General features: G+C 67.1%; 25 protein-coding genes and 1 pseudogene. 11 read left to right on the forward strand and 15 right to left on the reverse strand.

Annotated elements, in window-relative coordinates; all coding sequences use genetic code 11:
- The 3 genes and pseudogenes from U9977_RS03145 to U9977_RS03155 all read right to left on the reverse strand — a co-directional run.
- Window positions 1–500, reverse strand: a pseudogene (locus tag U9977_RS03145) (magnesium chelatase); the annotation flags it as partial.
- 162 nt (window positions 501–662) lie between these two features.
- Window positions 663–1,145: a transcription elongation factor GreA gene (gene greA, locus U9977_RS03150; protein WP_322747632.1), complete on the reverse strand. Its 483-nt coding sequence runs from the start codon at window positions 1,143–1,145 to the stop codon at window positions 663–665.
- A 410-nt stretch (window positions 1,146–1,555) separates the two neighbouring features.
- Window positions 1,556–2,011, reverse strand: coding sequence for a DUF4307 domain-containing protein (locus tag U9977_RS03155; protein WP_322747633.1), 456 nt, complete (start codon window positions 2,009–2,011; stop codon window positions 1,556–1,558).
- 25 nt (window positions 2,012–2,036) lie between these two features.
- Here U9977_RS03155 and mca point away from each other — a divergent pair, with 25 nt between their 5' ends.
- The 3 genes from mca (at window position 2,037) to U9977_RS03170 (ending at window position 3,983) form a co-directional block, all read left to right on the forward strand.
- Window positions 2,037–2,942: a mycothiol conjugate amidase Mca gene (gene mca, locus U9977_RS03160; protein ID WP_322747634.1), complete on the forward strand. Its 906-nt coding sequence runs from the start codon at window positions 2,037–2,039 to the stop codon at window positions 2,940–2,942.
- A gap of 157 nt (window positions 2,943–3,099) precedes the next feature.
- Window positions 3,100–3,555 (forward strand): tellurite resistance TerB family protein, encoded by a 456-nt coding sequence (locus U9977_RS03165; protein WP_322747635.1) that lies wholly within the window; start codon window positions 3,100–3,102, stop codon window positions 3,553–3,555.
- Window positions 3,556–3,701: 146 nt separating this feature from the next.
- The gene (locus U9977_RS03170; RefSeq protein ID WP_322747636.1) at window positions 3,702–3,983 is read left to right on the forward strand and encodes a hypothetical protein; all 282 of its coding nucleotides are present in this window, start codon (window positions 3,702–3,704) and stop codon (window positions 3,981–3,983) included.
- A 105-nt stretch (window positions 3,984–4,088) separates the two neighbouring features.
- Here U9977_RS03170 and arfB read toward each other — a convergent pair whose 3' ends face one another.
- Window positions 4,089–4,520 carry an alternative ribosome rescue aminoacyl-tRNA hydrolase ArfB gene (gene arfB / locus U9977_RS03175; RefSeq protein ID WP_322747637.1) on the reverse strand — a complete coding sequence of 144 codons (432 nt, stop codon included), beginning with the start codon at window positions 4,518–4,520 and terminating at the stop codon, window positions 4,089–4,091.
- Between the two features lie 6 nt (window positions 4,521–4,526).
- Between arfB and U9977_RS03180 the strand changes: the two genes are divergently transcribed.
- The gene (locus U9977_RS03180) at window positions 4,527–6,143 is read left to right on the forward strand and encodes a carboxyl transferase domain-containing protein (RefSeq protein ID WP_322747638.1); all 1,617 of its coding nucleotides are present in this window, start codon (window positions 4,527–4,529) and stop codon (window positions 6,141–6,143) included.
- A gap of 45 nt (window positions 6,144–6,188) precedes the next feature.
- Here the strand turns inward: U9977_RS03180 and U9977_RS03185 are convergent, their stop codons facing one another.
- Together U9977_RS03185 and U9977_RS03190 are read right to left on the reverse strand one after the other, a co-directional pair.
- Window positions 6,189–9,230: a leucine--tRNA ligase gene (locus U9977_RS03185; protein ID WP_322747639.1), complete on the reverse strand. Its 3,042-nt coding sequence runs from the start codon at window positions 9,228–9,230 to the stop codon at window positions 6,189–6,191.
- An 89-nt stretch (window positions 9,231–9,319) separates the two neighbouring features.
- Window positions 9,320–10,111 carry a rhomboid-like protein gene (locus U9977_RS03190; RefSeq protein ID WP_322747640.1) on the reverse strand — a complete coding sequence of 264 codons (792 nt, stop codon included), beginning with the start codon at window positions 10,109–10,111 and terminating at the stop codon, window positions 9,320–9,322.
- Window positions 10,112–10,169: 58 nt separating this feature from the next.
- On the opposite strand from U9977_RS03190, the gene U9977_RS03195 reads away from it, so the two are divergent.
- Both U9977_RS03195 and U9977_RS03200 read left to right on the forward strand, forming a co-directional pair.
- On the forward strand, window positions 10,170–12,218 hold the full coding sequence (locus tag U9977_RS03195; RefSeq protein WP_322747641.1) for a thioredoxin domain-containing protein: 2,049 nt from the start codon (window positions 10,170–10,172) through the stop codon (window positions 12,216–12,218).
- Window positions 12,219–12,323: 105 nt separating this feature from the next.
- Window positions 12,324–12,884, forward strand: coding sequence for a hypothetical protein (locus U9977_RS03200; RefSeq protein ID WP_322747642.1), 561 nt, complete (start codon window positions 12,324–12,326; stop codon window positions 12,882–12,884).
- 186 nt (window positions 12,885–13,070) lie between these two features.
- Here U9977_RS03200 and trhA read toward each other — a convergent pair whose 3' ends face one another.
- On the reverse strand, window positions 13,071–13,754 hold the full coding sequence (gene trhA / locus U9977_RS03205) for a PAQR family membrane homeostasis protein TrhA (RefSeq protein ID WP_322747643.1): 684 nt from the start codon (window positions 13,752–13,754) through the stop codon (window positions 13,071–13,073).
- Window positions 13,755–14,101: 347 nt separating this feature from the next.
- Here trhA and U9977_RS03210 point away from each other — a divergent pair, with 347 nt between their 5' ends.
- The 3 genes from U9977_RS03210 to msrA all read left to right on the forward strand — a co-directional run bounded on the left by U9977_RS03210 (window position 14,102) and on the right by msrA (window position 18,750).
- The gene (locus U9977_RS03210; protein WP_322747644.1) at window positions 14,102–15,925 is read left to right on the forward strand and encodes a phosphoenolpyruvate carboxykinase (GTP); all 1,824 of its coding nucleotides are present in this window, start codon (window positions 14,102–14,104) and stop codon (window positions 15,923–15,925) included.
- Window positions 15,926–16,604: 679 nt separating this feature from the next.
- The gene (locus U9977_RS03215) at window positions 16,605–17,897 is read left to right on the forward strand and encodes a PhoH family protein (protein ID WP_322747645.1); all 1,293 of its coding nucleotides are present in this window, start codon (window positions 16,605–16,607) and stop codon (window positions 17,895–17,897) included.
- Between the two features lie 190 nt (window positions 17,898–18,087).
- Window positions 18,088–18,750 carry a peptide-methionine (S)-S-oxide reductase MsrA gene (gene msrA / locus U9977_RS03220; protein WP_322747662.1) on the forward strand — a complete coding sequence of 221 codons (663 nt, stop codon included), beginning with the start codon at window positions 18,088–18,090 and terminating at the stop codon, window positions 18,748–18,750.
- Between the two features lie 131 nt (window positions 18,751–18,881).
- On the opposite strand, the gene U9977_RS03225 is transcribed toward msrA, so the two are convergent.
- From U9977_RS03225 to U9977_RS03240, 4 genes are all read right to left on the reverse strand, one after another.
- Window positions 18,882–19,061: a hypothetical protein gene (locus tag U9977_RS03225; protein WP_322747646.1), complete on the reverse strand. Its 180-nt coding sequence runs from the start codon at window positions 19,059–19,061 to the stop codon at window positions 18,882–18,884.
- Window positions 19,062–19,103: 42 nt separating this feature from the next.
- Window positions 19,104–19,298 carry a hypothetical protein gene (locus U9977_RS03230; RefSeq protein ID WP_322747647.1) on the reverse strand — a complete coding sequence of 65 codons (195 nt, stop codon included), beginning with the start codon at window positions 19,296–19,298 and terminating at the stop codon, window positions 19,104–19,106.
- 362 nt (window positions 19,299–19,660) lie between these two features.
- Window positions 19,661–20,074, reverse strand: coding sequence for a type II toxin-antitoxin system VapC family toxin (locus tag U9977_RS03235; protein ID WP_322747648.1), 414 nt, complete (start codon window positions 20,072–20,074; stop codon window positions 19,661–19,663).
- Window positions 20,074–20,346, reverse strand: a complete 273-nt coding sequence (locus U9977_RS03240) for a hypothetical protein (RefSeq protein WP_322747649.1) — start codon at window positions 20,344–20,346, stop codon at window positions 20,074–20,076. The genes U9977_RS03235 and U9977_RS03240 overlap by 1 nt, the downstream gene beginning before the upstream one ends.
- A gap of 292 nt (window positions 20,347–20,638) precedes the next feature.
- On the opposite strand from U9977_RS03240, the gene U9977_RS03245 reads away from it, so the two are divergent.
- Entirely contained in the window at window positions 20,639–21,112 is a 474-nt protein-coding gene (locus U9977_RS03245) for an SRPBCC family protein (protein ID WP_322747650.1), read from the forward strand.
- On the opposite strand, the gene U9977_RS03250 is transcribed toward U9977_RS03245, so the two are convergent.
- The 3 genes from U9977_RS03250 to U9977_RS03260 form a co-directional block, all read right to left on the reverse strand.
- On the reverse strand, window positions 21,042–21,458 hold the full coding sequence (locus tag U9977_RS03250) for a hypothetical protein (RefSeq protein WP_416210459.1): 417 nt from the start codon (window positions 21,456–21,458) through the stop codon (window positions 21,042–21,044). The two genes, U9977_RS03245 and U9977_RS03250, sit on opposite strands and share 71 nt — an antisense overlap.
- A gap of 116 nt (window positions 21,459–21,574) precedes the next feature.
- Window positions 21,575–22,240 (reverse strand): helix-turn-helix domain-containing protein, encoded by a 666-nt coding sequence (locus U9977_RS03255; protein ID WP_322747651.1) that lies wholly within the window; start codon window positions 22,238–22,240, stop codon window positions 21,575–21,577.
- A 303-nt stretch (window positions 22,241–22,543) separates the two neighbouring features.
- On the reverse strand, window positions 22,544–22,858 hold the full coding sequence (locus tag U9977_RS03260) for a hypothetical protein (protein ID WP_322747652.1): 315 nt from the start codon (window positions 22,856–22,858) through the stop codon (window positions 22,544–22,546).
- Window positions 22,859–23,545: 687 nt separating this feature from the next.
- Here U9977_RS03260 and U9977_RS03265 point away from each other — a divergent pair.
- The gene (locus tag U9977_RS03265; protein WP_322747653.1) at window positions 23,546–24,115 is read left to right on the forward strand and encodes an NUDIX hydrolase; all 570 of its coding nucleotides are present in this window, start codon (window positions 23,546–23,548) and stop codon (window positions 24,113–24,115) included.
- Here U9977_RS03265 and U9977_RS03270 read toward each other — a convergent pair.
- The coding region (locus U9977_RS03270) for a hypothetical protein (protein ID WP_322747664.1) at window positions 24,105–24,207 on the reverse strand (103 nt) is incomplete at its 5' end. The two genes, U9977_RS03265 and U9977_RS03270, sit on opposite strands and share 11 nt — an antisense overlap.

Here is a 24,207-nt window from a genome sequence, read left to right on the forward strand (position 1 = left end):
CCCTGTGCGACCTTGACCGGGTCGACGTCGCCGATCAGATCGCCGACGCTGGTGTCCGGCGTGGCCAGTTTTTCGCCGAACCGTTCGAAGCGGTGCTTCCACGAAACCGGGGTGTCGTCACCGAACTCGGTGACCAACAGCCGGCACCGGGTGCACACCGGGGTGAAAGGGTGATCATTGATCTCGCAGCCGGAGACCACCGGTGTCCACTCGTCCAACAGGCCCACCAGGGTGCGGATCAGGCGGGTCTTGCCCTGCCCGCGTTCCCCGAGGAAGACGATGTCGTGCCCGGCTAGCAGGGCACGCTCGACCTGGGGGAGCACGGTGTCGTCGAAGCCGACGATGCCGGGAAACCGGTTCTCGCCACCCGCCATCCGGGCGAGGGTGTTGTTGCGCAGTTCAGTGCGTACGGACCGGTGCCGGTGTCCTGAGCCACGCAGGACACCGAGCGTTGTCGGTTCAGGGGACTGCGGGGCCTGGGCCCCTGACAGATCGAGCACTAGTTGACGGTACGTCCCCGGGGTCTCGGGCGCAGGGAAGTTGCCCCGACCGGAGGCGGCGCGATGATGTTTTGTGCGCCGCCGGAGGTCTCGGGAAGTCGGTTACCCCGGCTGCGGTATGCCGGCCCGGGCTGCGGGTCCGGGCCGGTCGCTCTGAGGAGATCAGCGGTGGTACGGCTCCACCGAGACGATCGCAACCCGGGCCGGGCGGCCGTTGGGCAGGGTGTAGGTCACGGTGTCACCGGCCTTGTGGCCGGCGACCGCTCCACCCAGTGGTGACTGTGCCGAATACACCTCAAGCGGTGTGCTGTGGTCCTCGCGGGATCCGATCAGGAACTTTTCGGTGTCGTCGTCGTCGGGGAAGCGGACCTCGACCACGGTGCCCGGACCCGCAGCGCCGTTGAACTGCGGCGCCTCGCCGACTCGCGCGTCACGCAGCAGGTCGGTGAGCTGTCGGATGCGGGACTCCATCTTGCCCTGTTCTTCCTTGGCTGCGTGGTAGCCGCCATTCTCCTTGAGGTCACCCTCCTCGCGAGCAGCTTCGATCTTGTTGGCGATCTCGACACGACCGGTCCCGGTGAGGTGGTCGAGCTCCCCGCGGAGCCGGTCGTACGCCTCCTGGGTCAGCCACGTCTGCTGCGACACGCGTCACGCTCCTTACGTTGCCTGGGGCCGCCGGCCGCGCGCGACAGAACCATGATCGCGCGGCCTTTGGCCGGTTACGTTGCCTGGGGCCGCCGGCCGCGCGCGACAGAACCATGATCGCGCGGCCTTTGGCCGGTTACGTTGCTTGGGGCCGCTATATCTCGGTGGGACTCTCGCGGGGCCTTTGTTGGGTTATTTCGCCGTGAAGGGCGGCCGATGGCGGAAATTGTTGGAGTCAAGGGCGGTGGGCGGGGGTTGGAAGTGATGGCGGGGACAGGGGCAAACGCCCAGCTTAACAGTCGGCAGTCTGAGTCGGAGCAACCGCGCGCAGGCAAGCGTCACTGCTTGCCGTAGACGACGAACCAGGACACGACCGCGCCCTGGTTGCGTGCCAGGACCCCGCCCGCTTGTCAGCCGGGGCGGGTGATCTGACAGTCCTCGACTTCGACCACGTTTGCCTCCCGTGATGTGGTCAGTGTGACCTTTACGGTCGTGACCCGTCGGCCGTCTGTAGCCGTACCGACAACGATGTCGGTACGCCGGCCGACGACCTGGTCATCCCGGGAGCGTGCGCGGACAGTGCATTGTGCCACGGCGTTGGGTGACTTTTCCACATCGAACGTCAGCTGCGCCTGCGTCCCGTTGATCCGGAAGGCGCGGGTGGCATAGTCCAGCCGGTCCGGATGGCCCTGGACCCACCCGGCGCCGACCGCCGCGACCACGATGATGAGGACTGTCGCCAGCAGGAACCAGGGTGCCACCCTGATCCCACCGAGCCACGGGATGTCGAGCCAGCGCAGGGGGAAGCCGAGCACGCGCGACCGTCCCGGCAGGGCGGCGCGCCGTGTCTGTCTGGACGAGGTCACCGGAGGCATCGGGGACAATGGTGGCATGTCCGAGGCGACCAGTGGGGATGGCCTGCGACTCATGGCAGTTCACGCCCACCCTGACGATGAGTCCAGCAAGGGTGCGGCAAGCATGGCACGCTACGTCCACGAGGGCGTTGACGTACTTGTGGTGACCTGCACCGGTGGTGAGGCGGGCACCGTACTGAACCCCGATCTGGACAGACCGGACGTCCACGCCCGCCTGCCGCAACTGCGGCGGGCCGAGATGGAGGAAGCACGTCGCATTCTGGGAGTCCGGCAGGTCTGGCTGGGTTTTCATGACTCCGGTCTGCCCGAGGGTGATCCGCCGCCGCCGCTGCCGGAAGGATGCTTCGCGCTCATGCCGCTGGCTGACGCGGCCAGACCGTTGATCCGACTGATGCGGGAGTTCCGGCCGCAGGTGGTGCTCACCTATGATGAAAACGGTGGATATCCACATCCTGATCACATCATGAACCACAAGGTCACGATCGAGGCGTTCGAGGCTACGGGTGACGCGGAGCGTTACCTAGAGGTAGGACGCGAGGTCGGTCTGTCACCATGGCAGCCACTCAAGCTCTATTATCACCAGACGTTCCACAAGGCGCGGATGCTCGCCCTGCATGACGCCATGCTCGCGAACGGGCGTGAATCGCCCTATGTCGAGTATCTGGCGAAGTGGGTCGACCGCGCGGGTGACGCCGGGCGGATCACGACCAGAGTTCCGTGCGAGGACTTCTTCGAGACCCGCGACCGTGCGTTGCTGGCCCACGCCACCCAGGTAGACCCGAACGGGCCGTGGTTCCGCATCCCGCTGAAGATCCAGCGCGAGGCGTGGCCCACTGAGGACTACCAACTCGCCCGATCGCTGATCGAAGTGGGGACGCTGCCCGAGAACGACCTCTTCAACGGGATCCGCCGATCGCCCTGATTGTCCTGATTGTTCTGATTATTGGGAAATGGCCCGGGGTGCGGGCACGGCCACGAGCCATCGGTCGTTGCTGGTGACAAGATGCTGTCTCAATGCGGCATCCAGGCCCGCACATGCGAACGCACGGCCCATTTGGCACGGATGAGAGGAACACGTCATGGCGATCTGGGATCGTCTGCGCACCACCACGACGACCATGCAGCAACAACTGAACGCCAAGAAAAACGATCTTAAAAGCGGTGCCTTCAGGGACGCGAGCATGGCCATGTGCGCGCTGGTCGCAGCCGCCGACGGCAGCATCGACCCGGACGAGCGCCGTAAGGTCGCCGCGCTCATCGGGTCGAACGAGGTATTGCAGAACTTTCCGGCTGACCAGCTACAGCAGAAGTTCAACGACTACTGCACCAAGTTGACGACCGACTTCGACTTCGGCAAGGTCAGTGTGATCCAGGACATCGGCAAGACCAAGAAGAAGCCCGCCGAAGCACGGGCGGTGATCCAGATAGGCATCGTCATCGGCGGTGCTGACGGTAACTTCGACAAGTCCGAGCAGCAGGTTGTTCGGGAGGCATGCTATGCGGTGGGGCTGGACCCCCACGAGTTCGACCTCTGATCGGCGGGCTCCAGCTGGCGCCTGACCGCGTTTCTCGTCGCCTTGCGTACGCCTCCGGGTACGCGGCGGCTCCTCGACCTTGTCAGTCATCCGGCTGGAGCCCGCCGGCACAGGGCCCCAGCCGGATTGCGACGTAGGGTTGAGGCGTGACTCTTGCGGGACAGACCCTTGCACTTGAGGTCAGCGCGGGCACTGGCGGGTTCCTCGTGGTCCTGCTGCTGGGCCTGGCGGCTGTCGGCCTCTTCACGATGATGTCGCGCAGCCTTGTACGGCTGCGTGGCAACGTCGCCAGCGGACGCTTTGGGAAGCATACGGCAGATCGAGGTGGACAGCCCGACGGTCATGGCTCCGGCAACGGCCATGGTTCCGGCAACGGTCATGGCTCCGGTAGCGACATCCCGGTCCAGGACGCAGCCGGGCGCTCGTAACGATGTGAATCTGATGCTCCTGCCACAGCACCAGATTCACATCGTTCCCAAAGGGCGTCCGGCAACAGGGGCGTGGATCAACGAGCGGGGCGACAGCAGCGATGATCAATCATCGGGGTCGGCGCGGCGCTGACGCAAGACCCGCGCCCGCTGCTTTTTGCCGGTGATGCGCCGCTGTACGGCTCCGGCGGATGGACGGGTCGGGCGCCGCGCCCGTGGTGGGGGTTCGCTCGCGGTGCGCAGGGTTGCCGTCAACCGTGCGAGGGCAGCTTCACGATTACGTAGCTGCGATCGATGTTCGCTGGAGGTCACGGTGAGGACGCCGTCGACCAATCGACCTTCCAGCCGCGTCAGTGTCCGCTCGCGTAGCCGTTCGGGAAGCGACGGCGAACGGCGAACGTCAAAGGATACCTCGACCCGGCTGTCCGACGTGTTCACCCCCTGCCCGCCAGGCCCGCTCGACCGGGAGAATCGCCAGGTCAGGTCGGATTCGCGCAGTATGAAGCCCGGGCGGACCTGAGATGGTGGAAATGTCACTGCACCATGGTCGCCGATCCGCGCGCCGCCGCCACCGAATTTAGGGAGCGGCGCGGTCCGGTAGGGCTGACACCTGATGGGGGACTGGCCCTGACTGTGAAACATCCGAATTGTGCCGAGTTGCTCGACCTGCTGCTGGATGCCGGTAGCTGGACCTGTTGGGATGGCGCTCCGGAGCAGCCGACGGTGAGCGCCGCCTATGGTCGGGATCTGTCGCGGGCCGCCGCACGTAGCGGTAGGGACGAGTCGATCCGGACCGGTGCGGGCCGGGTGGCTGGCCACCGGGTCGCTGTGGTGGCCAGCGAGTACGACTTTCTCGGCGGCAGCGTGGGCCGGGCCGCGACAAGGCGTGCCACGGCCGCGATCGAACGGGCCACCGCCGAGAAACGGGTGCTGCTCGCGCTGCCCGCGAGCGGCGGCACCCGGATACAGGAGGGCACCCCCGCGTTCCTGCAGATGCTGACGATCAGTGCTGCCATTGCCGGGCACCGGGCGGCCAGCCTGCCCTACCTCGTCTACCTGCGCCACCCCACGACCGGCGGAGTGCTGGCGTCATGGGCATCGCTTGGCCATGTCACCTTTGCCGAACCCGGTGCATTGGTCGGGTTCCTCGGTCCTCGGGTGGTTGAGGCGCTCACGGGCACGGCGCTTGCGCGCGACGCGCAGAGCCCGCGGGCGCTGCGCCGGGCCGGTGTGGTGGACGCCGTTGTCGCCCCCGCTGACCTGCGGGAAGCCGTCCAGCGGGTGCTGCGCGTCGTGGCGGTGGACCGAGGCCCGACGACCGCGGAGAGCGGTACGGGAGCCCAACCGACCGGCGTCGAGCTGGTCGAGCGTGGTGAGCCGGATCAGACGGGGGATCCGTGGGCGTCGGTGTTGGCGACCCGCGCGCCTGACCGTCCCGGATTACGTGCGTTTCTGGCTGCCTCGACCAGCGATCTCACCCTTCTCGGCGCGTCCGAGCTGGGCCAGGGCCCGGATGTGCCCGGCACGCCGATGGTCACGGCGCTCGCCCTGCTGCGTGGCATTCCATGCGTTGTCATCGGGCAGGATCGTGAGGCCCAGCGCCATCAGCCCATCGGGGTGCGCGCTCTGCACGCGGCGCAACACGCGGTGCAACGGGCTGTCGATCTTCGTCTACCCATAGTGACTGTAATCGACACGCCGGGAGCGGAACTCTCGGAGGAGGCAGAACGCAGCGGCCTGGCCGCGGCGATCGCGCACTGCCTGGCGGCACTGTTGAGCACACCGGTGCCGACGGTGAGCGTGCTGCTCGGACAGGGCGCGGGCGGTGCCGCGCTGGCCCTGCTGCCGGCGGACGCCGTGGTGGCGGCCGAGGACGCCTGGTTGGCTCCGCTGCCACCCGAGGGTGCATCGACAATCATGCACCGTACTGTTGACCATGCCGCCGAGATGGCGCGCGAGCTACGGATCACCGCCGATGACCTGTACCGGCTGGGCGCGGTCGACGTCGTCGTCGCGCGCGGTCCGGCCGGCGTCGGCACGACCGCCGGGTTCGCCGGGCTCGCCGGTGCTGTGGCGCACTGTCTAGCAGGCGTCGCGGTCCGCGACGCCGCTACGAGGCTCGCGGCGCGACGCGACCGTCATCGGCGCCTGTCATCGTGACCGACGGTGATCGTGGCAGCTGTGGCCATGAAGCCAGGACGGCGGTCAGTTCAGGGCGATGTTGACGATCCGGCCGGGAATCACGATCATCCGTTTCACGGTCCGGTCGGCAGTGTGGCGCGCGTACTCGTCGTGGCCGGCCACAAGGTCTCGCACCGCCTGTTCGTCGGCGTCCACCGGGACATCCACGGTGAACCGCACCTTGCCGTTGACCTGCACCGGCAGGGTCACCGTGGGATCGACGGCGAGCGAGTCGTCCGCCTCGGGGAAGGGATGCATCGCCAGCGAGCCATCGTGGCCCAGCCGCGCCCACAACTCCTCGGCGATGTGCGGAGCCAGGGGGGCGACCATGAGGACCAGCGCCTCGGCGAGTTCACGGGGCAGCTCGCCAGAAGCGCCGTACCGCTTGCTGACGAAATTTGTCAGCTCGATGAGGCGGGCGACGGCGGTGTTGAAGCGCAGATCGGTGTAGTCGGCCCGGACCGCGAGGATCGTGCGGTGCAGCATCCGGGTGGCCTCCGTGTCCGGTGTGACATCGGAGACGACCGCCCCGCCGGTCGCCTCGTCGATGATGTTGCGCCACAGTCGCTGCAGAAAGCGGTGGGAGCCGACGATGTCGTCGGTGTGCCACGGCCGGTCGGCGTCCAGCGGCCCCATCGCCATCTCGTAGACCCGCAGGGTGTCAGCGCCGAAGCTGTCATATATCGCGTCCGGGCTGACGCTGTTCTTCAGGCTTTTGCCCATCTTCCCGGAGCGTCGGTTCACCGGCTCACCGTTGTAGCGCAGTGTGCCCTCTGCTGTGCGGACGACCTCGGCGGCGGGTACGTACATGCCGCGGCCATCGGTGAACGCGTCCGCTTGGATATAGCCCTGATTGAACAGTTTCTTGAACGGTTCCCTGGTGGACACCAACCCGAGATCGTAAAGGACCTTGTGCCAGAACCGCGCATACAGCAGGTGCAGGACGGCGTGCTCGACACCGCCGACATAGAGCCCCACACCCCCGTCGCCGGGTGGGCCGTCCGGCGTGTGCATCCAGTAACGCTCGACCTTCGGATCGACGAAGCGTTCGCTGTTCGTCGGGTCGAGATAACGCAGGTAGTACCAGCACGAGCCGGCCCATTGCGGCATGGTGTTGGTCTCGCGTCGGTATGTTTTCGGCCCCTCACCCAGATCGAGGGTGACAGTGGCCCAGTCGGCTACCCGGGCCAGTGGGGGGACCGGGTCGCTGACGTCGTCATCGGCCATGGCGCTCGGCCGGAAGTCGGTCATCTCCGGCAGGGTGACGGGCAGGAGATCCTCACTGAGCGCGACCGGAAGGCCGTCATCGTCGAACACGATGGGGAAGGGTTCGCCCCAGTAACGCTGCCGGGAGAACAGCCAGTCCCGCAGGCGGTATGAGCGGGCCGCGCGGCCCGCACCGACGTCCTCCAACCAACGGATCGTCGACTTGATCGCGTCCGGCTTCGACAGCCCGACCAGGGGCGGCCCGACACCCGTCGCCGGCAGGTACTCGCCGTCCCCGGCGAAGGCAACCGGCCAGGTGTTCGGCTCGGCACCCGCGGGCACGTTGTGTTCGGCCCGCCAGTCCTCGTCCGGCGCCAACACGGCTGGGATCGGCAGGCCGAGTGTGCGGGCGAAGGAGAAGTCGCGCTGGTCATGCGCGGGAACAGCCATGATCGCGCCGGTTCCGTAGCCCATCAGGACGTAGTCGGCGAGGAAGACCGCAATGGGGTCGCCGGTAACCGGATTGGTGACATAGGAGCCGGTGAACACGCCGGTGCGTGGGATCTCGTCGGTGCCGCGCTGACGATCACCAAGGTGCGCTGCGTATTCCCGGTAGGCGTTCACCGCCGCTCGCGGCGTCCACTCCGGAGCCGGCCTGTTGCCGCTGGCACCGGTGCCCGGGCCCGCTTCGCGGTCAATCCCGTCGGCGAACGTCCACGCAATCGGGGTTCCCTGCGGCCATGCCTGTGCGGTCAGTGTGTCGACGAGAGGATGTTCGGGTGCCAGGACCATGAAGGTCGCGCCGGCCAGGGTGTCCGGACGGGTTGTGAAAACCTCGATACGGATGTCTGAGCCAACGGCGGTGAACTCGACCGTGGCGCCGTCGCTCGGTCCGATCCAGTTGCGCTGCATCTGCTTGATCGAATCCGGCCAGTCGACCAGGTCGAGGTCTGCGATCAGACGGTCTGCGTAGCTGGTGATCCGCATCATCCACTGGCGCAGTGGGCGGCGAAAGACCGGGTAGTTACCGACGTCGCTGCGTCCTTCGGCGGTGACCTCTTCATTCGCGAGCACCGTGCCCAGGCCCGGACACCAGTTGACCAGTTGCTCGGAGATGAACGCCAGCCGGTACCCGGCCACGATCTGTCGACGCTCAGTCGTGCGTAGAGCCGACCACGGCCGGTTGTGTGGGTTTGCGTCCCCGCGTGGTGCCCGGGTACCGGCCTCGAAGTCGGCGATCAGTTCGCTGATCGGCCGCGCGCGGCCCGCCTCGTCGTCGTACCAGCTATTGAAGATCTTCAAGAAGATCCATTGTGTCCACCGGTAGTACTCGACATCAGTGGTGGCCACTTCCCGACGGGTGTCGTGGCCAAGCCCCAAGCGTCCCAGCTGGCGCCGCATGTTGTCGATGTTGGCCTCGGTGGTGACCCGGGGGTGCTGGCCGGTGTTGATGGCGTACTGCTCGGCCGGGAGACCGAAGGCGTCGTAGCCGAACGGGTGGAGCACGTGGTAGCCGGTCATCCGCAGGTAACGGGCGAACACGTCGGTGCCGATGTAGCCGAGCGGATGACCGACATGTAGGCCGCTGCCGGATGGGTACGGGAACATGTCCATGACGAAGAACACCGGACGCCCGGCGACCTGATCGAAGCCGTCCGACAGCGGACCATGCGGATTGGGCGCGTTGAAGGTGCCCCGCTCGGACCAGGTCTGTTGCCAGCGGCGCTCGATGTCACCCGCCAGATGTGCACCGTAACGGAACGGCAGATCCGACACCAGGGGGGGGATCTTGGCTGGAATCGTGCCGTGGGTGCCTGCTGCGGTGCTCGCATTACCGGTGTGCTCGGAACTGCTGGTCATGCCTCATCATCCTCAGATCGTTTCGATCCGACCCATCCCGCGGACCCCGCGGGATACCGTTGATCAGGACGGCGATGCCGATGAAAGGCTCACGCGGAGGGTGTCGATCGTTGTTTCGAGCCTATCCGGCGCCTGGAGACAAGGGCTGAGCGGTGGGCGAGATGGCGGGAGCAGAGCAGGCCCAGCGCCGCCGCGACGAGGTGGCCGGCGGCGGTGAAGTCGGGTTCACGCGCCATGTCCAGAGTGAGCCCGGCAGCCAGGCCACCGGTCAGCGGCCACCGCCAGCCCGGCGGCAGCGTGGCGGCGAGCACCGTCCCACAGGCGATCATGCCGTAACTGGTGCCGACGTCAATGGTATCGCTGACCCGATCGTCGACGAGCTGTACGGCGCGACCCGCCGCCAGCCCACCGGCGACGATCAGACTTGCTCCGACGTGGCCGGCCGCGAAGACCCCGAGTGCCGGTCCGGAGCCGATCGCCCGCTCCAGCGGGCCGAGGACTGCGGCAACCGCGGTGGCCGACCGCAAGAAGGTGAAGCTCTCCAGCCAGAAGGCGCTGGCCATCAGGACGTAGAGCGGACGGGTCCGCAGCCCGCTGAGGTTGGTAGACCTGGTCACCAGGATGTGGCGATGCAGCTCCGGGTCGAGCGCGTAGGCGACCGCGAGGACGGCCGACGTGACCGCCAGGATGGCGATGTAGATCATCGCTAATGGTGCCGTATGCCATGCCTGGCGGAGCAGGTCCCGCCCGGCGTGCGGCGTGGGCCACCGCAACGGCGACTGCGACCGCAACGGCGACCGCAACGGCGACCGCAACGGCGACTGCGACCGCGAGAGCAGGCTGCGGGCGTCACGGAACAGCATCCGGTGGGCATACACCACAAAGGGTTCAATGTCTGGGAGCCGGCCAAACTTCCCCGGCAACGGGAATGCTGGCCACATGCCGAACCGTCTTGCCGACCAGACCTCACCGTACCTGCTCCAGCACGCGGACAACCCGGTCGACTGGTGGCCGTGGGGCGCGGATGCGTTCACCGAGGCCACCGAGCGTGGTGTACCGGTCCTGCTGTCCGTGGGATACGCGGCGTGCCACTGGTGTCATGTCATGGCGCACGAGTCGTTCGAGGATGCCACCACCGCGGCGGTCATGAACGAGCACTTTGTCAACATCAAGGTTGACCGCGAGGAGCGGCCGGATGTCGACGCCGTCTACATGGACGTCACCGTCGCCCTCACCGGCCACGGCGGTTGGCCGATGACCGTCTTCCTCACCCCGGCGGGCGAGCCGTTTTACGCCGGTACCTACTTCCCGCCGACGCCGAGAGCGGGGATGGGATCGTTCCGCCAGCTGCTGGAGGCGGTGGCAAGCGCCTGGCGGACGCGCCGGGACGAGGTGACCGCGTCCGGCGCGGACATCGTGCGCCAGATCTCCGCAGCGGCCGACGCCGCAGGCGGGCCGCCGGCGACGCTCACGGCTGAGCTCCTGGCGGCCGCGGTCGAACAGGCCGGGCGCACGTTCGACCAGGCCAACGGCGGTTTCGGGACGGCACCGAAGTTTCCGCCGTCCGCGCTGTTGGAGATGTTGCTGCGGCACTGGGCGCGCACCGGGGACGGCGCGAGTCTGCGCATGGTCGTGTCCACGTGCGAGCGGATGGCTCGCGGCGGGATCTACGACCAGCTTGCGGGCGGCTTCGCCCGCTACAGCGTGGACGCCACCTGGACCGTCCCGCACTTCGAGAAGATGCTCTACGACAACGCCCAGCTGCTGCGGGTGTATCTGCATCTGTGGCGGGCGACCGGATCGGCCCTGGCACAGCGGGTCACCCGGGAGACCGCATCGTTCCTGCTGAGTGATCTGCGGACCGCGCAAGGCGGGTTCGCCTCCGCCCTGGACGCCGACACCGTCCTGCCCGCCGGTCAGGGAGTCGACGGTGCGCACGGTGCGCACGGTGTGGAGGGTGCGCACGGTGTGGAGGGTGCCACCTATGTCTGGACGCCGGGTGAGCTTGTCGACATCCTCGGCCCGCAGGACGGCGGCTGGGCCGCGGATCTGTTCGGCGTCACCGTGGCAGGGACGTTCGAGCACGGGGCGTCCGTTCTTGCGTTGGCCGTGGACGCGGATGATCATTCGAGGTTCGACCGGGTGCGGGCCCGACTCGCGGCGGCCCGGGCGCGCCGGCCCCAGCCGGGCCGTGACGACAAGATTGTCGCCGCCTGGAACGGTCTGGCGATCGCCGCGCTGGCCGAGGCCGGCGCGCTGCTGGCGGAGCCGGCCTGGGTGACCGCGGCTGTCGAGGCGGCCACGCTGCTGTTCGACGTCCACTGGGTGGACGGTCGGCTGCGGCGGACCAGTCGGCACGGCCGGGTCGGAACGAACGCCGGGGTGCTGGAGGACTACGGGGACGTCGCCGAGGGCCTGCTCGTCCTGCATCAGGTCACCGGCGACGAGCGATGGCTGGCGTGGGCGGGCGACCTGCTCGAGGTAGTGCGTGCGCACTTCGCTGCGCCTGACGGTGGCTTCCACGACACCGCCGATGACGCCGAGCGGCTGTTGCGCCGGCCGCGGGACCCCGCGGACTCGCCGACGCCGTCCGGTCAGGCTGCGGTCGCCGGCGCGCTGCTGACCTATGCGGCGCTGACAGGTTCACGCGACCATCGCGAAGCGTCCGACCGGGCGCTGGAGGTTCTCACCCCGATGCTCGGCCTCAGCGCGTCCTTTGCCGGCTGGGCCGGTGCGGTCGCCGAGGCATCGCTTGCCGGACCGGCCGAGGTGGCCGTCGTTGACCGGCCGGATCTGGAACGACTGGCCCGGCTCGCCACCGCGCCGGGTGCGGTCGTGGTGACGTCCGGACCGTTGACGCGCGGACGGGGCTCCGCCGGGGTCTACGTGTGTCGAGGCTTCGTGTGTGAGCGGCCCGCGACCACGGCCGACGCCGTGCGTGAGCAACTGGGCGTCACGCTCGCCCCAGCGCCACCGTGGAATGTCTGATGTCTGACTACCGTTGCATCTGTATCAACTGTAAGTGTGTAATCAATCGGGAGGTTCATGATGTACGGGAGCCCACATCGAGAGCAGGTGGCGAGGAGGCACGGGATGGCAGGATCGCGCGGGCGCGGCCACGGGCGGTGGGGCGAGCGCGAGCAGGCGCCCTCCGCAGACGATGCGCAGGCATGGTTCACGGGGCGACTGCCCGATGAGTGGTTCACCCACCCGGTCACGGTGACGGTGGATCGAGATGAGATCATTGTCGTGGGCACGGTTGCCGCTCCAGAGGTGGAGTCCGACGATCAGGCCGCAGCGGCCGCCGCCGAGTCCGGTCGGATCCGGCGGTTCCGCGAGCAGACCAGGGATGCCCGGATCGCGATCGCCCAAGAGGCGGAGGAGCGTTATCTGCGCAAGGTCGCGTGGGGGGTGACGGCCGGCGGCACGACCGAGTTGTTCACCACGCTGTCCGTTCCGGTAATGACCAGGCTTCGGCAACCAGAACGTCATGTTCTTGACACTCTGGTCGACTCGGGCGTCGCGCGCAGCCGCAGCGACGCGCTCGCGTGGTGCGTCCGCCTCGTCGGTGAGAATGCCCAGCCGTGGCTCGCCCGCTTGCGGGAGGCCATGGCGAAGGTCGAGCAGGTTCGCGCCGACGGGCCTGAACTGTGAGAATCCGGCCGACATCCGGCAGCGGGTAATTTTCACCGGCGCGTCCGGGGGCGCCGTCGATTGTTGCGACGGCGCCCCCGGACAAGCCTCGTGGTTTGGTTTCGCCCCGGGTTTGTGTCCCCTTGGCTATGGAGTTGCCCTGCCGGCGACCGGCGCCGGCAATTTCCTGATCACCTGATTACCCGGTCAGGTCGCATAGATGGCGAAGATGACGGCGATGTAATGGCACGCCGCCGCGACGATCGTGAACGCATGGAAAACCTCGTGGTACCCGAACGTCTCCGGGGCCGGGTTCGGTCGTCGGGTCGCATAGACGATCGCCCCGATGCTGTAGAGGACGCCGCCGACGACGATCAGAACCAGCGTTGTCACGCCCGCGGTGTGCAGCAGCTGCGGTATGACGAAGACCGCCACCCAGCCCAGGGCGATGTACAGCGGGACCATCAGGAAGCGGGGCGAGTGCAGCCAGAGCATCCGCAGTCCGATCCCGACCGCTGCGCCGCTCCAGACGATCGTGAGTATGGTCCGCGAGGTCCTCGGTGGCAGCGCCAGCAAGGTCAGCGGTGTGTACGTCCCGGCGATGAAAACAAAGATCATTGAATGGTCGAGTCGCTTCATCAGCGAGCGGGAACGTGACGTCGACCACATTTTTCGGTGGTAAAGCGCGCTGGTGCCGAACAGAAGGGCGATGCTCAGCGCATAAATGCCGACGGCCAGCCGTGCGCGGAACGTGCTTGCCAGCGCCACGGCGATTACGCCGAGTGCCACACTGACCGGGAACGCGCCGGCATGCAGCCACCCACGCATCCGTGGTCGCACCAGGTCGTGGGGATGGTTGCCGAAGTCGTGTCCGGGTGCCGTTGTGGTCACCTGGTTACCGTATCTTGCGACCACTCTCCTTACTACCCACCGCCAATGTCGCGCACCGCGTTCAGTTCCGGAGCGTGACGGATCTACCTCGCTGTGGGGCAGTTCGACCGCGCGACTGTCAGAAGCTCCCACGGTAGAGTCAAAAGATCCTGTACCCGGCCTCGAATCACCCGAGCCGTGGTGGACCCGCTATGTAGTGGACGGTGGGGTGTCGGCACGTTGTTGCGGGTTCACTACGCATGCGTTCCGCGTTCCACGATCCCGGGCACGAGTGGGTCTGTCATGGCGGGGACGTGTGGCGGCACGGCGAGGCCGTGGTGGGCTCAACTCAAGCGGAGGTGGGAGCTGTGACGACCGCGACGCAGATTCCGGGGCTGGACGCTGCCCCGACCAGGCATACCGGGCTGATTGCCTGGGTGCGCGAGATCGCCGAACTCACCCGACCGGAGCGCATCCAATGGTGTGACGGCTCTGATGCGGAGTACGCGGAACTCGCGCGGTTGCTGGTCGACAAGGGTACTTTTGTGCCGCTGGACGACGAGAAGCGGCCAGGTAGTTTTTTCGCGGCTTCCGATCCCACAGACGTTGCCAGGGTTGAGGACCGCACATACATCTGCTCCCGTGACCGTGCGGATGCCGGGCCGACCAACAACTGGCTCGATCCGGCTGAGATGAGGGCGAAGCTGCATGTCCTGTTTGCGGGCAGTATGCGCGGGCGCACGATGTATGTCGTGCCCTTCTGTATGGGCCCGCTAGGCTCGCGGATTTCCGCTCTTGGCGTTGAAATTACTGACTCGCCGTATGTTGTCGCGTCGATGCGGACGATGACCCGAATGGGAACCCCCGCCCTCGAACAGCTGGGCGTGGACGGATTCTTCGTCCCATGCGTGCATTCTCTGGGCGCGCCGCTCGAGCCGGGTCAGGCTGATGTCCCGTGGCCGTGCAACTCGACGAAGTACATCACGCATTTCCCCGAGACCCGGGAGATCTGGTCGTTCGGGTCCGGTTACGGCGGGAACGCCCTGTTGGGCAAGAAGTGCTATGCACTGCGGATTGCCTCGGTAATGGCCCGCGATGAGGGCTGGCTGGCCGAGCACATGCTGATTCTCAAGTTGACCTCACCGGCGGGCAAGGTCCACTTCGTCGCGGCGGCCTTCCCGTCGGCCTGCGGCAAGACCAACCTCGCGATGATCATTCCGACGTTGCCGGGCTGGAAGGCGGAGACCGTCGGTGACGACATCGCCTGGATGCGCTTCGGGGATGACGGCCGGCTGTACGCGGTGAACCCTGAGGCTGGCTTCTTCGGCGTGGCACCGGGCACAGGCGTCGATACCAACCCGAACGCCATCGAGACGCTGTGGGGCAACACGGTCTTCACCAACGTCGCCCGCACCGACGACGGTGACGTCTGGTGGGAGGGGCTGACCAGGGACAAGCCCGCGCACCTCATCGACTGGTTGGGTCGCGACTGGACGCCGGAGGCCACCGAACCGGCCGCTCACCCCAACGCCCGCTTCACGGTGCCCGCCAGCCAGTGCCCGACGATCGCGGCGGAGTGGGAGGACCCGAAGGGTGTCCCGATCTCGGCCATCCTGTTCGGTGGACGTCGGGCGACCGCGGTCCCGCTGGTGACCGAGGCGCCGACGTGGCAGCGCGGGGTGTTCTTCGGTTCGATCGTGGCGTCCGAGACGACCGCGGCGCAGGCCGGAGCGATCGGTAAGCTGCGGCGCGACCCGTTCGCGATGCTGCCGTTCTGTGGCTACAACATGGCCGACTACTTCGCGCACTGGTTGGCGATGGGTCGCAAGGCCGACCAGGCGAAGCTACCGCGGATCTACTATGTCAACTGGTTCCGGAAGAACGCGCAGGGCCGGTTCATGTGGCCGGGCTATGGCGAGAACAGCCGGGTTCTGGCCTGGATCGTCGGGCGGCTCGAAGGGCAGGCGGACGGGGTGGAGACACCGCTGGGCGTCCTGCCCACGGCGCAGGCCCTGCCCACCGATGGGCTAGACGTCGCGCCGGAGGAGCTCGCCGAGCTGCTCACCCTCGACACCGAGGTCTGGAAGCGGGAGGCGGAGCTGATCCCCGATCACTATCAGACCTTTGGGGACGGGCTGCCGGTCGAGCTGTGGGCCGAACAGGAGGCATTGGTCGCCCGACTCAAGGACTGACGACGGGCCGCGGACCGGCTGCGCAGCTCTTTGACAGGATGTCGTGGTGGCCATTGCCACGCCGTGGGCACCGCCACCTTCGTGACGACTTTTTATGATCATGGCTGATCGTCTCGGCGGTCATGCTGCATGCGGCGGATGACGGTCGGATCAGTGTCCGGTATGTACCACGGACGCAGGTCCGACCGTCGTCGTTCGGGTCGCGGCGACGACGTACGTTCGGGTCGCGACGGCGACGACGTACGTTCGGGTCGCGGCGGCGACGCACCCGCGATCGGGCACCCGCCGTCCGCTGTGGTGGTGGCCGTCATCTGAACAGCGGACCACATCGTTGTCCAAGACCGTTCGATCGGATTAGACGATCAACCTGTTCTGTCTGGGGCGCAGGCGGTTTCGTGCGCCATCACCTTATGGCCGGTGACTGTTGCCGAGCGTGTTGTGCGAAGATGGTCGCGCTTTCCAGGCGGGGGAGCTAACGTGTGAGCCTGGGTTCCACTGACGGACGTTACCGAACGGCGATCCGTCGGGATGGATCCAGTTGGCTCAAGTTGTGGTCCGGCACTGGGCTGGACCACTCGGGAGGCCCCTCGGTGCCGCATTCGCGACAACGTCAGGAGGCCGGGACCCGGCCTCCTGTGGGGCCCTGTCCCGGACTTCCTCCGAGTAAGCGGGTGGGCGTGTGCCACGAACGCATGTCGTCGACACAAGCGTGCTCTTGTCCGATCCTGGTGCGCTGCTGCGCTTTGCGGAGCACAATGTTGTGCTTCCTCTGGTTGTCGTAGGGGAGTTGGAAGGTAAGCGGCACCACCCGGAACTGGGTTGGTTCGCCCGTGAAGCCCTTCGTCTCCTTGACGACCTCCGAATCCGCCATGGTCGGCTGGATCAACCGTTGCCGTTGGACGACGGTGGAACCTTGCGGGTTGAACTAAACCACAGCGACCCCTCGGTGCTCCCACCGGGGTTTCGGGTGGATGACAATGACTCGCGCATTCTGGCTGTCGCGCTCAACCTGGCTCGGGAGGGCAACGACGTTGTTCTCGTCACGAAAGATCTGCCGCTGCGCGTGAAGGCGTCCGCGGTGGGGCTTGCCGCCGAGGAGTACCGGGCGCAGAGTCCGGTGGATTCGGGCTGGAGCGGCATGGCCGAGCTCGCAGTCTCCCAGGAGGATCTTGATCGGCTCTACGCTCGGGAGACTGTTGAGATCACCGAGGCGACCGGGCTGCCCTGCCACACCGGTCTGGTCCTCACCGCTTCCGGCGGCAGTGCGTCGGCTCTTGGACGGGTCACCCCGGACAAGAAGGTGCGCCTCGTCCGGGGTGACCGGGAGGCCTTCGGCCTGCACGGACGCTCCGCGGAGCAACGCGTCGCGCTGGATCTGCTCCTCGATCCCGACATCGGGATCATCTCTCTCGGTGGGCGGGCCGGTACCGGAAAGTCCGCGCTGGCGCTGTGCGCAGGGCTCGAGGCGGTGATGGAACGGGGGCTGCATCGTCGGGTCGTGGTGTTCCGGCCGTTGTACGCCGTCGGCGGTCAGGACCTCGGCTATCTGCCGGGCAGCGAGAACGAGAAGATGGCGCCTTGGGCACAGGCCGTCTTCGACACCCTCGGCGCGCTGGTCTCCCAGGACGTCATCGAAGAGATCGCCGATCGCGGGATGCTGGAGGTGCTCCCGCTCACCCACATCCGTGGCCGGTCGCTGCACGACGCGTTCGTCATCGTGGACGAAGCGCAGTCGCTCGAGCGCGGGGTGCTGCTTACCGTGCTGTCGAGGTTGGGCCAGGGATCGCGGGTGGTCCTCACGCATGACGTCGCTCAGCGTGACAACTTGCGGGTTGGTCGGCATGACGGAGTTGCCTCCGTGATCGAGACCCTCAAGGGGCATCCGCTGTTCGCGCATGTCACCCTCACCCGTTCGGAGCGTTCGCCGATCGCCGCACTGGTCACGACGATGTTGGAGGACCTCGTCCTGTAGCCCGCCAGACGGCGGCGTGGACGCCGGACCCGGCAGTCAGGCTGCCCGGGTCCGGCGTGGACGGCGTCAGTCGTCAACCGCGTCAGTCGTCAACCGCGGTAGTGGTCAACTGCGGTAGTCGGGGAACGTACCGGGGATGGCCGTGGTTGACGACATGGACAGGCTTTCAGGGGTCCCGGAGGTGCTCGACATGCTCTTCGCTCGCCACAAGCCGACGCTGCCCACGGCCGCGCAGGCACTGCCCGGCCGTGCGGAAGCGTCTTTTGCGATACCGGATCGGCACGCGGTCCTCGGCACACCGTTGCGGGGTCCCGTCCCCACGGGTTTCGCGACCGTGGTGTTCGGGCTCGGCTGTTTCTGGGGTGCGGAGCGGACGTTCTGGCAGATCCCCGGGGTGTACTCGACCGCGGTCGGGTACGCGGGCGGAATCACCCCGAACCCGACGTACGAGGAGACGTGTTCAGGCCTGACCGGGCACACCGAGGCTGTTGCGGTCGTGTTCGACCCGGCGGTGGTGAGCTTCGAGGACCTGCTGAAGGTCTTCTGGGAGGCGCACGACCCGACCCAGGGGATGCGCCAGGGTAACGACGTCGGCACCCAGTACCGTTCGGCGATCTACACGTTCTCCGACGAGCAGGGTGCTGCGGCGCAGCGTAGCCGGGACGCCTTCCAGGCAGTCCTGGACAAGGCCGGTTTCGGCCCGATCACCACCGAGATCGCCCCGGCCGGTCCGTTCTACTTCGCTGAGGAGTACCACCAGCAGTACCTGCACAAGGTCCCCAACGGCTACTGCGGGTTGAGTGGCACCGGCCAGTCGTGCCCGGTCGGCGTGGCAGGGGCCGACGCCGGTTGATCGCAGTCCGCGACGCCTCTACCGTTCGAAGATGTCGTGGGTGCCGATCCGCAACCAGATGATGTGCGGGCCAGGCTTACCCGGGATCGGGTCGCCGTACCGCCACAGTGCCCGGCCGTCGGGCGCCCACGTCATCTCGAACATCCCGGACTCGGACTTTTGTAACCCTTCACCCGCAGCTTCGGATGGAACGAGCCCGACTCCAGTCCCTCACGGAACAGCCCGACAGCGCGCAGGAAGGCGGTCTGGTGCGCGGGGGAGAGCCGATGGAACTCCGCGAGGAAGCGGGCAACCGGCTCGTATGTGGGCACGGTCACAACAGTAGGACGAAGAGTGAGCGCTCCTGCGAGGGGTCAGCTTGCCTTCGACCGCGGGGATGTGGACAGCTCGTGCAGGAGTGCGTCGAACGCGGCATCACTGGTACAGATGACCGATCGTCCCGCGGCGAGGTCCTCGTACGCTTCGTCGATCGCCTGCTGCGTGGCGGGGTCTGGCGCATCGACCCATTCGTACGGCTCGGGGTACGGCCAAGCGCTGGGTTGCGTCACTTCCCGCTTCGCCTCTCCGGAGTCAGTCCAGGTCCTTCGATGACTGCTTCACAGTGCCCTTCAAAGCATGCCCGCACATGCCAGCACTTACAAGAACCGCGCGGGGTGAGCTACGGCTGCCCGTCTGTGTGTGGTCTACCACGGCCAACCACCGGGCGCGTTCGTGGCTGCAGACCAGCGCCCCCGGGGGGCACGCGGGACTCCACTGTCGTGGTGCAGGGGTCACATAGGCGGATGCTCGTGGGCACCGGCCAGTCGTGCCCGGTCGGCGTGGCAGGGGCCGACGCCGGCTGAGGCATCGGTTCTCCGCCAGCTGGCGTGCCGCCGATCCGGTGGCGAAGCGCGGCTGTAGGTGACCGTGGTCAGGCCCGTCCCGGGGACGTGACGACCAGACTATTCTCCGTGCAGGCAGCCGCGAGCTGGGCGTCATAGGTCACCATGTGATCCGCGTCGACCAACAGCGCGGACGCGAGGTGGATCGCGTCGAGCGACCTGAGAACCGGTGGCCGAATTCGACGCGCAAGGCTGACGACCTCCGGCGAGATGGGGTGTTCGGCAATGCCTGACATCGCGGCGGCCGCGTGAACGGTCGCGGTTGCGAAGGGCGACAGTGCCCGTGCATGAAGAGCCCGGGTGACCTCGATCCATGCCAGCGAAGATGAGATCAGTAAGTCTCGGTCCGCGTAATAACGGTCGAGTGTCGCCACCAGCGTGGTGGATTCCGCTTCGATCGCAACTCGCTTGATCAGAGCACTACTGTCGACGTATACGCGCATCAGATTCGGTCGCTGCGATCGAGTAGATCGAGAGTTGTCGTGCCGTCCGGAACGGTCAGGGTCGGCGTCGTTCGACGGTACGGCGTGCGAGGCGGGAGCAGCGTGCCGGAATCGATCCGCCGGTCACGTGGTAGGTGGCGCTCGACGTTCGCGGCGTTGAGGTATCGATCTACTGCATCCCGTACGATTTCCTGCTGGGATCGGCCGGTCTGTTCGGCGCATGCGCGTAGCGCGATCTCGGTGTCTGCGTTGAGCCGGAGATTCATGGCCATGCCCTTGACGGTACCAGTTCAGTACTGAAATGGTACCAAGTGCTGTCGATCGTCTCGTCTCGTCTGGGCCGTGGGCCGGTCGGTGTCACACGGGAGCGTCGACCGCCGACCACTGAGATGCACGGGTACCGACGCCTTGTCGATGGGTCATCCGTGCCAGACCCGCGTGGTTTCTTGCGCTGTGTGCGCAGTTGATGAAGAGTAAGAGTATGAGATCGATATTGGTGCCGCTGACCCCGGTGATCGAAATCGGCCGCGGAGTACCAGTGCGGCAACCAGCCGTGGACGGGTCATGAGCGGTCGGCGCCGTGTGTTCATGGTGACCCAGACGTCGGCGGCGTCGCCGTCGGCGGTGTTCGATCTGCTGGCGGACGGCGCGGGCTGGTCGCGGTGGGCGGGTCCGCTCGTGTCGCGGTCCTGGTGGGAGCGGGAGGGTACGCCCGCGCCGGGTGGCGTGGGCGCGGTGCGTCGGCTCGGTCGGCCGCCGCTGTACGCCCGGGAGGAGATCGTCGAGTACGTGCCGGGTCACCGGCACGCCTACCGGATTCATTGGGGGCTGCCGGCCCGGGACTACCTCGGGACGGTTGATCTGTCTCCGTTGGACAGCGGTGGTACCCAGATCATCTGGCAGGGTAGTTTTGTTCCGCTGGTGCCCGGCACGGGCGCCGTGGTGGCCCTCGGCGCGAGGTTGTTCATCACCGGGTTGGCCCGCCGCCTCGCCAGGGTTGCGGTTTCCGGCGCGGGCCCGCCGTCGCCTGCCGCCTGAACCGCCGGTCACGGTTCGCCGGCCGGGAGCAGCGCCGGCGCCGGCGTCGGACACTCGCCGGCGGGGTGAACCGGGGGATGGCTTCCCCGCCGTTGATCGTGTTGACCAGGGCGGTCGCCTCACCGGCGAGAAACCTCGGGGGGACGGGGAACAGCCCTACCGGGATCCGGTCGACGCCGGCGGTGGCGCGCTCGTCCAGGGCGGCATGCAGCTGCCTGTACGGCGTGTCGGTCCGGCCGGCCATGTGATCATGATGCGTGCACAGAAACGCCTGCGTCGCGTTGACGGCCTCGGCGGCCAGTTGGATGCCGTCGAGCACAAGATGTGGTGATGTGCGCAGGAGCAACGTGTCCTTACCGCTGGCTGCCGCGATAGGGCAACGGGCCGTGCACGGCGAGATGGGTGCGCAGGTCGCCGAGCACGGTGGGTGTCATCTGTGCGTTTCCTGTGTGCCCCAGCGTTCTACAGTGATCGGGGAAGCAGCGTGTCCGTGAGCGTCCGGCCCAGCCAGGTCTCGTACTGTTCCGCGGTCCACTGCCAGATCACGCGCAGCATGTGGTGAACCTCCGGCGCGGTGAGCGTCCAGATCACCGCGGCTGCCTGATCGACCGGCATCCCGTCACGCAGGGGTCCGTGTTCAGAGATCCAGAGTGCCACGGTCGTCATCGTCTGCCGCCGCTGACCGAGCTGCTGGTTCTCCCGGAAAGCCGCCATTTCACGGTCGGTGGCGGCCGCACCGCGCAGGATGTCATCGAGGGGCCGCAGACGTTCGAGCTGGTGGGAGGCGTCCGCGGCGAACATCGCGATCTGCCGTCGTTGATCGGTTTCCTGGCGGATCGCGGGCGGTTCCACCCGGCCCGGCATCGCGTGATCCCGGATGTCATCCGCATGTTGCGTGCCGCTGAGGCCCAGCAGTTCCTTGAGCAGCCCACGCTTGGACCGGAAGGCGTCATAAACGGTGTCGGGTGCGACACCGGCCGCCTTGCTGATTGTGCTGATCGTCGTTGGTGCGTAGCCCTGCGCACGGAAGAGCTCTCTGGCCGCTTCCAGGATGCGTAGCCGGGTCTGACGAGCCTGCTCGGTGCGAAGCGGGGAGCGGTACCTGCGGTGCCTGGCGGGGTCAGTCATCCGGCGTGCTCCGACGATGTCCAGTAACGCTGGAGTCAGCTGGAGGACCCACCGAGCGGAGCCGGCCGCGGGTCGTCGCGGCACGGCGTCAGCCGCTCGGTGGTCAACCAACATCGGCCACCATTTAGCAATTTATAGCCCAATTTCGACTATAACGTAATCTGCCCTGGTGTCGGCGCCAAGTCAAACAGTTGCGGGTGCAGGCCTCCTGGGTGCAGGCCTCCTGGGTGCAGGCCTGCCGGATGCGGCCAGGTGCCGTGAGCCGAGCAGTCTCGGCTCCGTCTCTCGTACCTCAGTCGTCACCTACTCCTTACGGAAGGTGATGATCGCGCCGTTGGCCGAGCCGACGCCGGCCGCGTCGATGGTGCCGGTCACGCCGTGACCGCTGAATCCCATGGCCGTGGCCAGGCCGGGAATCTGGTTGTCGCTGGTGATGGTGTAACCGGCCGCTGGCAGCGCCGTGCGGTAGAACTTCGCCACCGCCGTGTCGGACACACCGGTCAAGGCCACGGTGGACTGGCTGGTGCCGGCCGTGCCGCCATTGACCTTGGCGCCCGGCGGGATCGGGAAGCCGGCCGGTACGTTCGGCTCCTTGAGGGCATCGGCCCCGTCGGTCACATGCTGGCCACCGGGCAGCGATGTCGGAAAGGCCGTCGGCAAGCTTGTCGGCAAGCTTGTCGGCAACGAGTTCGCCCCGGTTGAGGAGCCTGCCGACGATGTTGTCCCGCCGACATTCGAGGATCCATCACATGCCCCGAGAAGCAGCAGGGCCAGGCCTGCGCCCGCGGCTGCCGCCGCCATCCGGTACCGGCCGGATCGGGCCGAACCTGCCAGACCCTCGCGAGCGCCCAACCTGATCTCCCCCTTCATGGACCCGGGGACGTAGACACGCGATGCGTGACCGCCCCCGGTCACCTGGATCCGCCGGCCGGACCAGTGTGGCTTGCACCACTGGTGCCGGTCACCACACCATAGGCGGCACATCCGACAGATCGCCCCGGTTGTCGTCGGGCTGTCAGCGCCGAAGGCCCCCCAGTCCCCAGTCCCCAGTCCCCAGTCCCCAGTCCCCAGGCCCGGAACACGGACGGGATCCTGTCGGTCTGGCGACACGGGAGCGCCGGGTGCGACTCCCGGAGTCGTTTCACACCGGGCAGCTTCATGGGTAAACGCGTGCGGTCGCTGGGATGTGCCAGCTCCATTCGGGCCCGGTAGCCGCGGTGGACCTCGTGAACATGATGGAAACGGCAGCGTCCGACACGCCCCCAGTCATCCCGGAGCGGCTTCTCGCCGGTACTGTGATGTGCCGTGGCAGTGAGCAACAATGCGGTCGCCGGGGTGGTTCTCAACTACCTTGAGGAAAACCCGGGCGAACTTGAGACGGTGGGCCCCTTGGTGCTGGCCGCGATGGCCGGGCCGAGTTCGGTGACCGATCGCGCTACGATGCCGGGGCATGTCACGTGCCGTGCGGTCGTGGTCACATCCGACTGGCGGGTGTTGCATATCCACCATCGGCGCCTGGCCCGCTGGCTGCTTCCCGGGGGGCATGTCGAGGCAGTCGATCGGTCCCTGTTCGGCACAGCACTGCGTCAGCTTGCCCGGGAGACCGGAATCGCCACGAACGTTGTGATTCCGGACACCGCCCGACCGGTGGATATTGAGGCGCACATCATCCCGGCGGACAGCGCCTGGGATGAACCTGCCCATATACACTATGATGTTCGTTTTGTCCTACATGTTCCAGATGTAACGGTGTGTCTACCTTCAGGGGAGATCTCCGATCACCGATGGATACTCCTCGAGGAACTCCCCGGCATCCTGGGGGACAAGCTGCGCGTCCACAGCGCCCGATCCGGGTGGGCGCGCGTCAGCCGCTGAAGCGGGCGATGGCGCGCATCTTGTTCATCGCGTCCAATGCGGCCACCTTGTAGGACTCGGCTAGTGTCGGATAGTTGAACACGGCGTCGACC

The sequence above is a fragment of the Protofrankia sp. Cas8 genome, assembly GCF_963555845.1.
GTDB lineage: Bacteria > Actinomycetota > Actinomycetes > Frankiales > Frankiaceae > Protofrankia.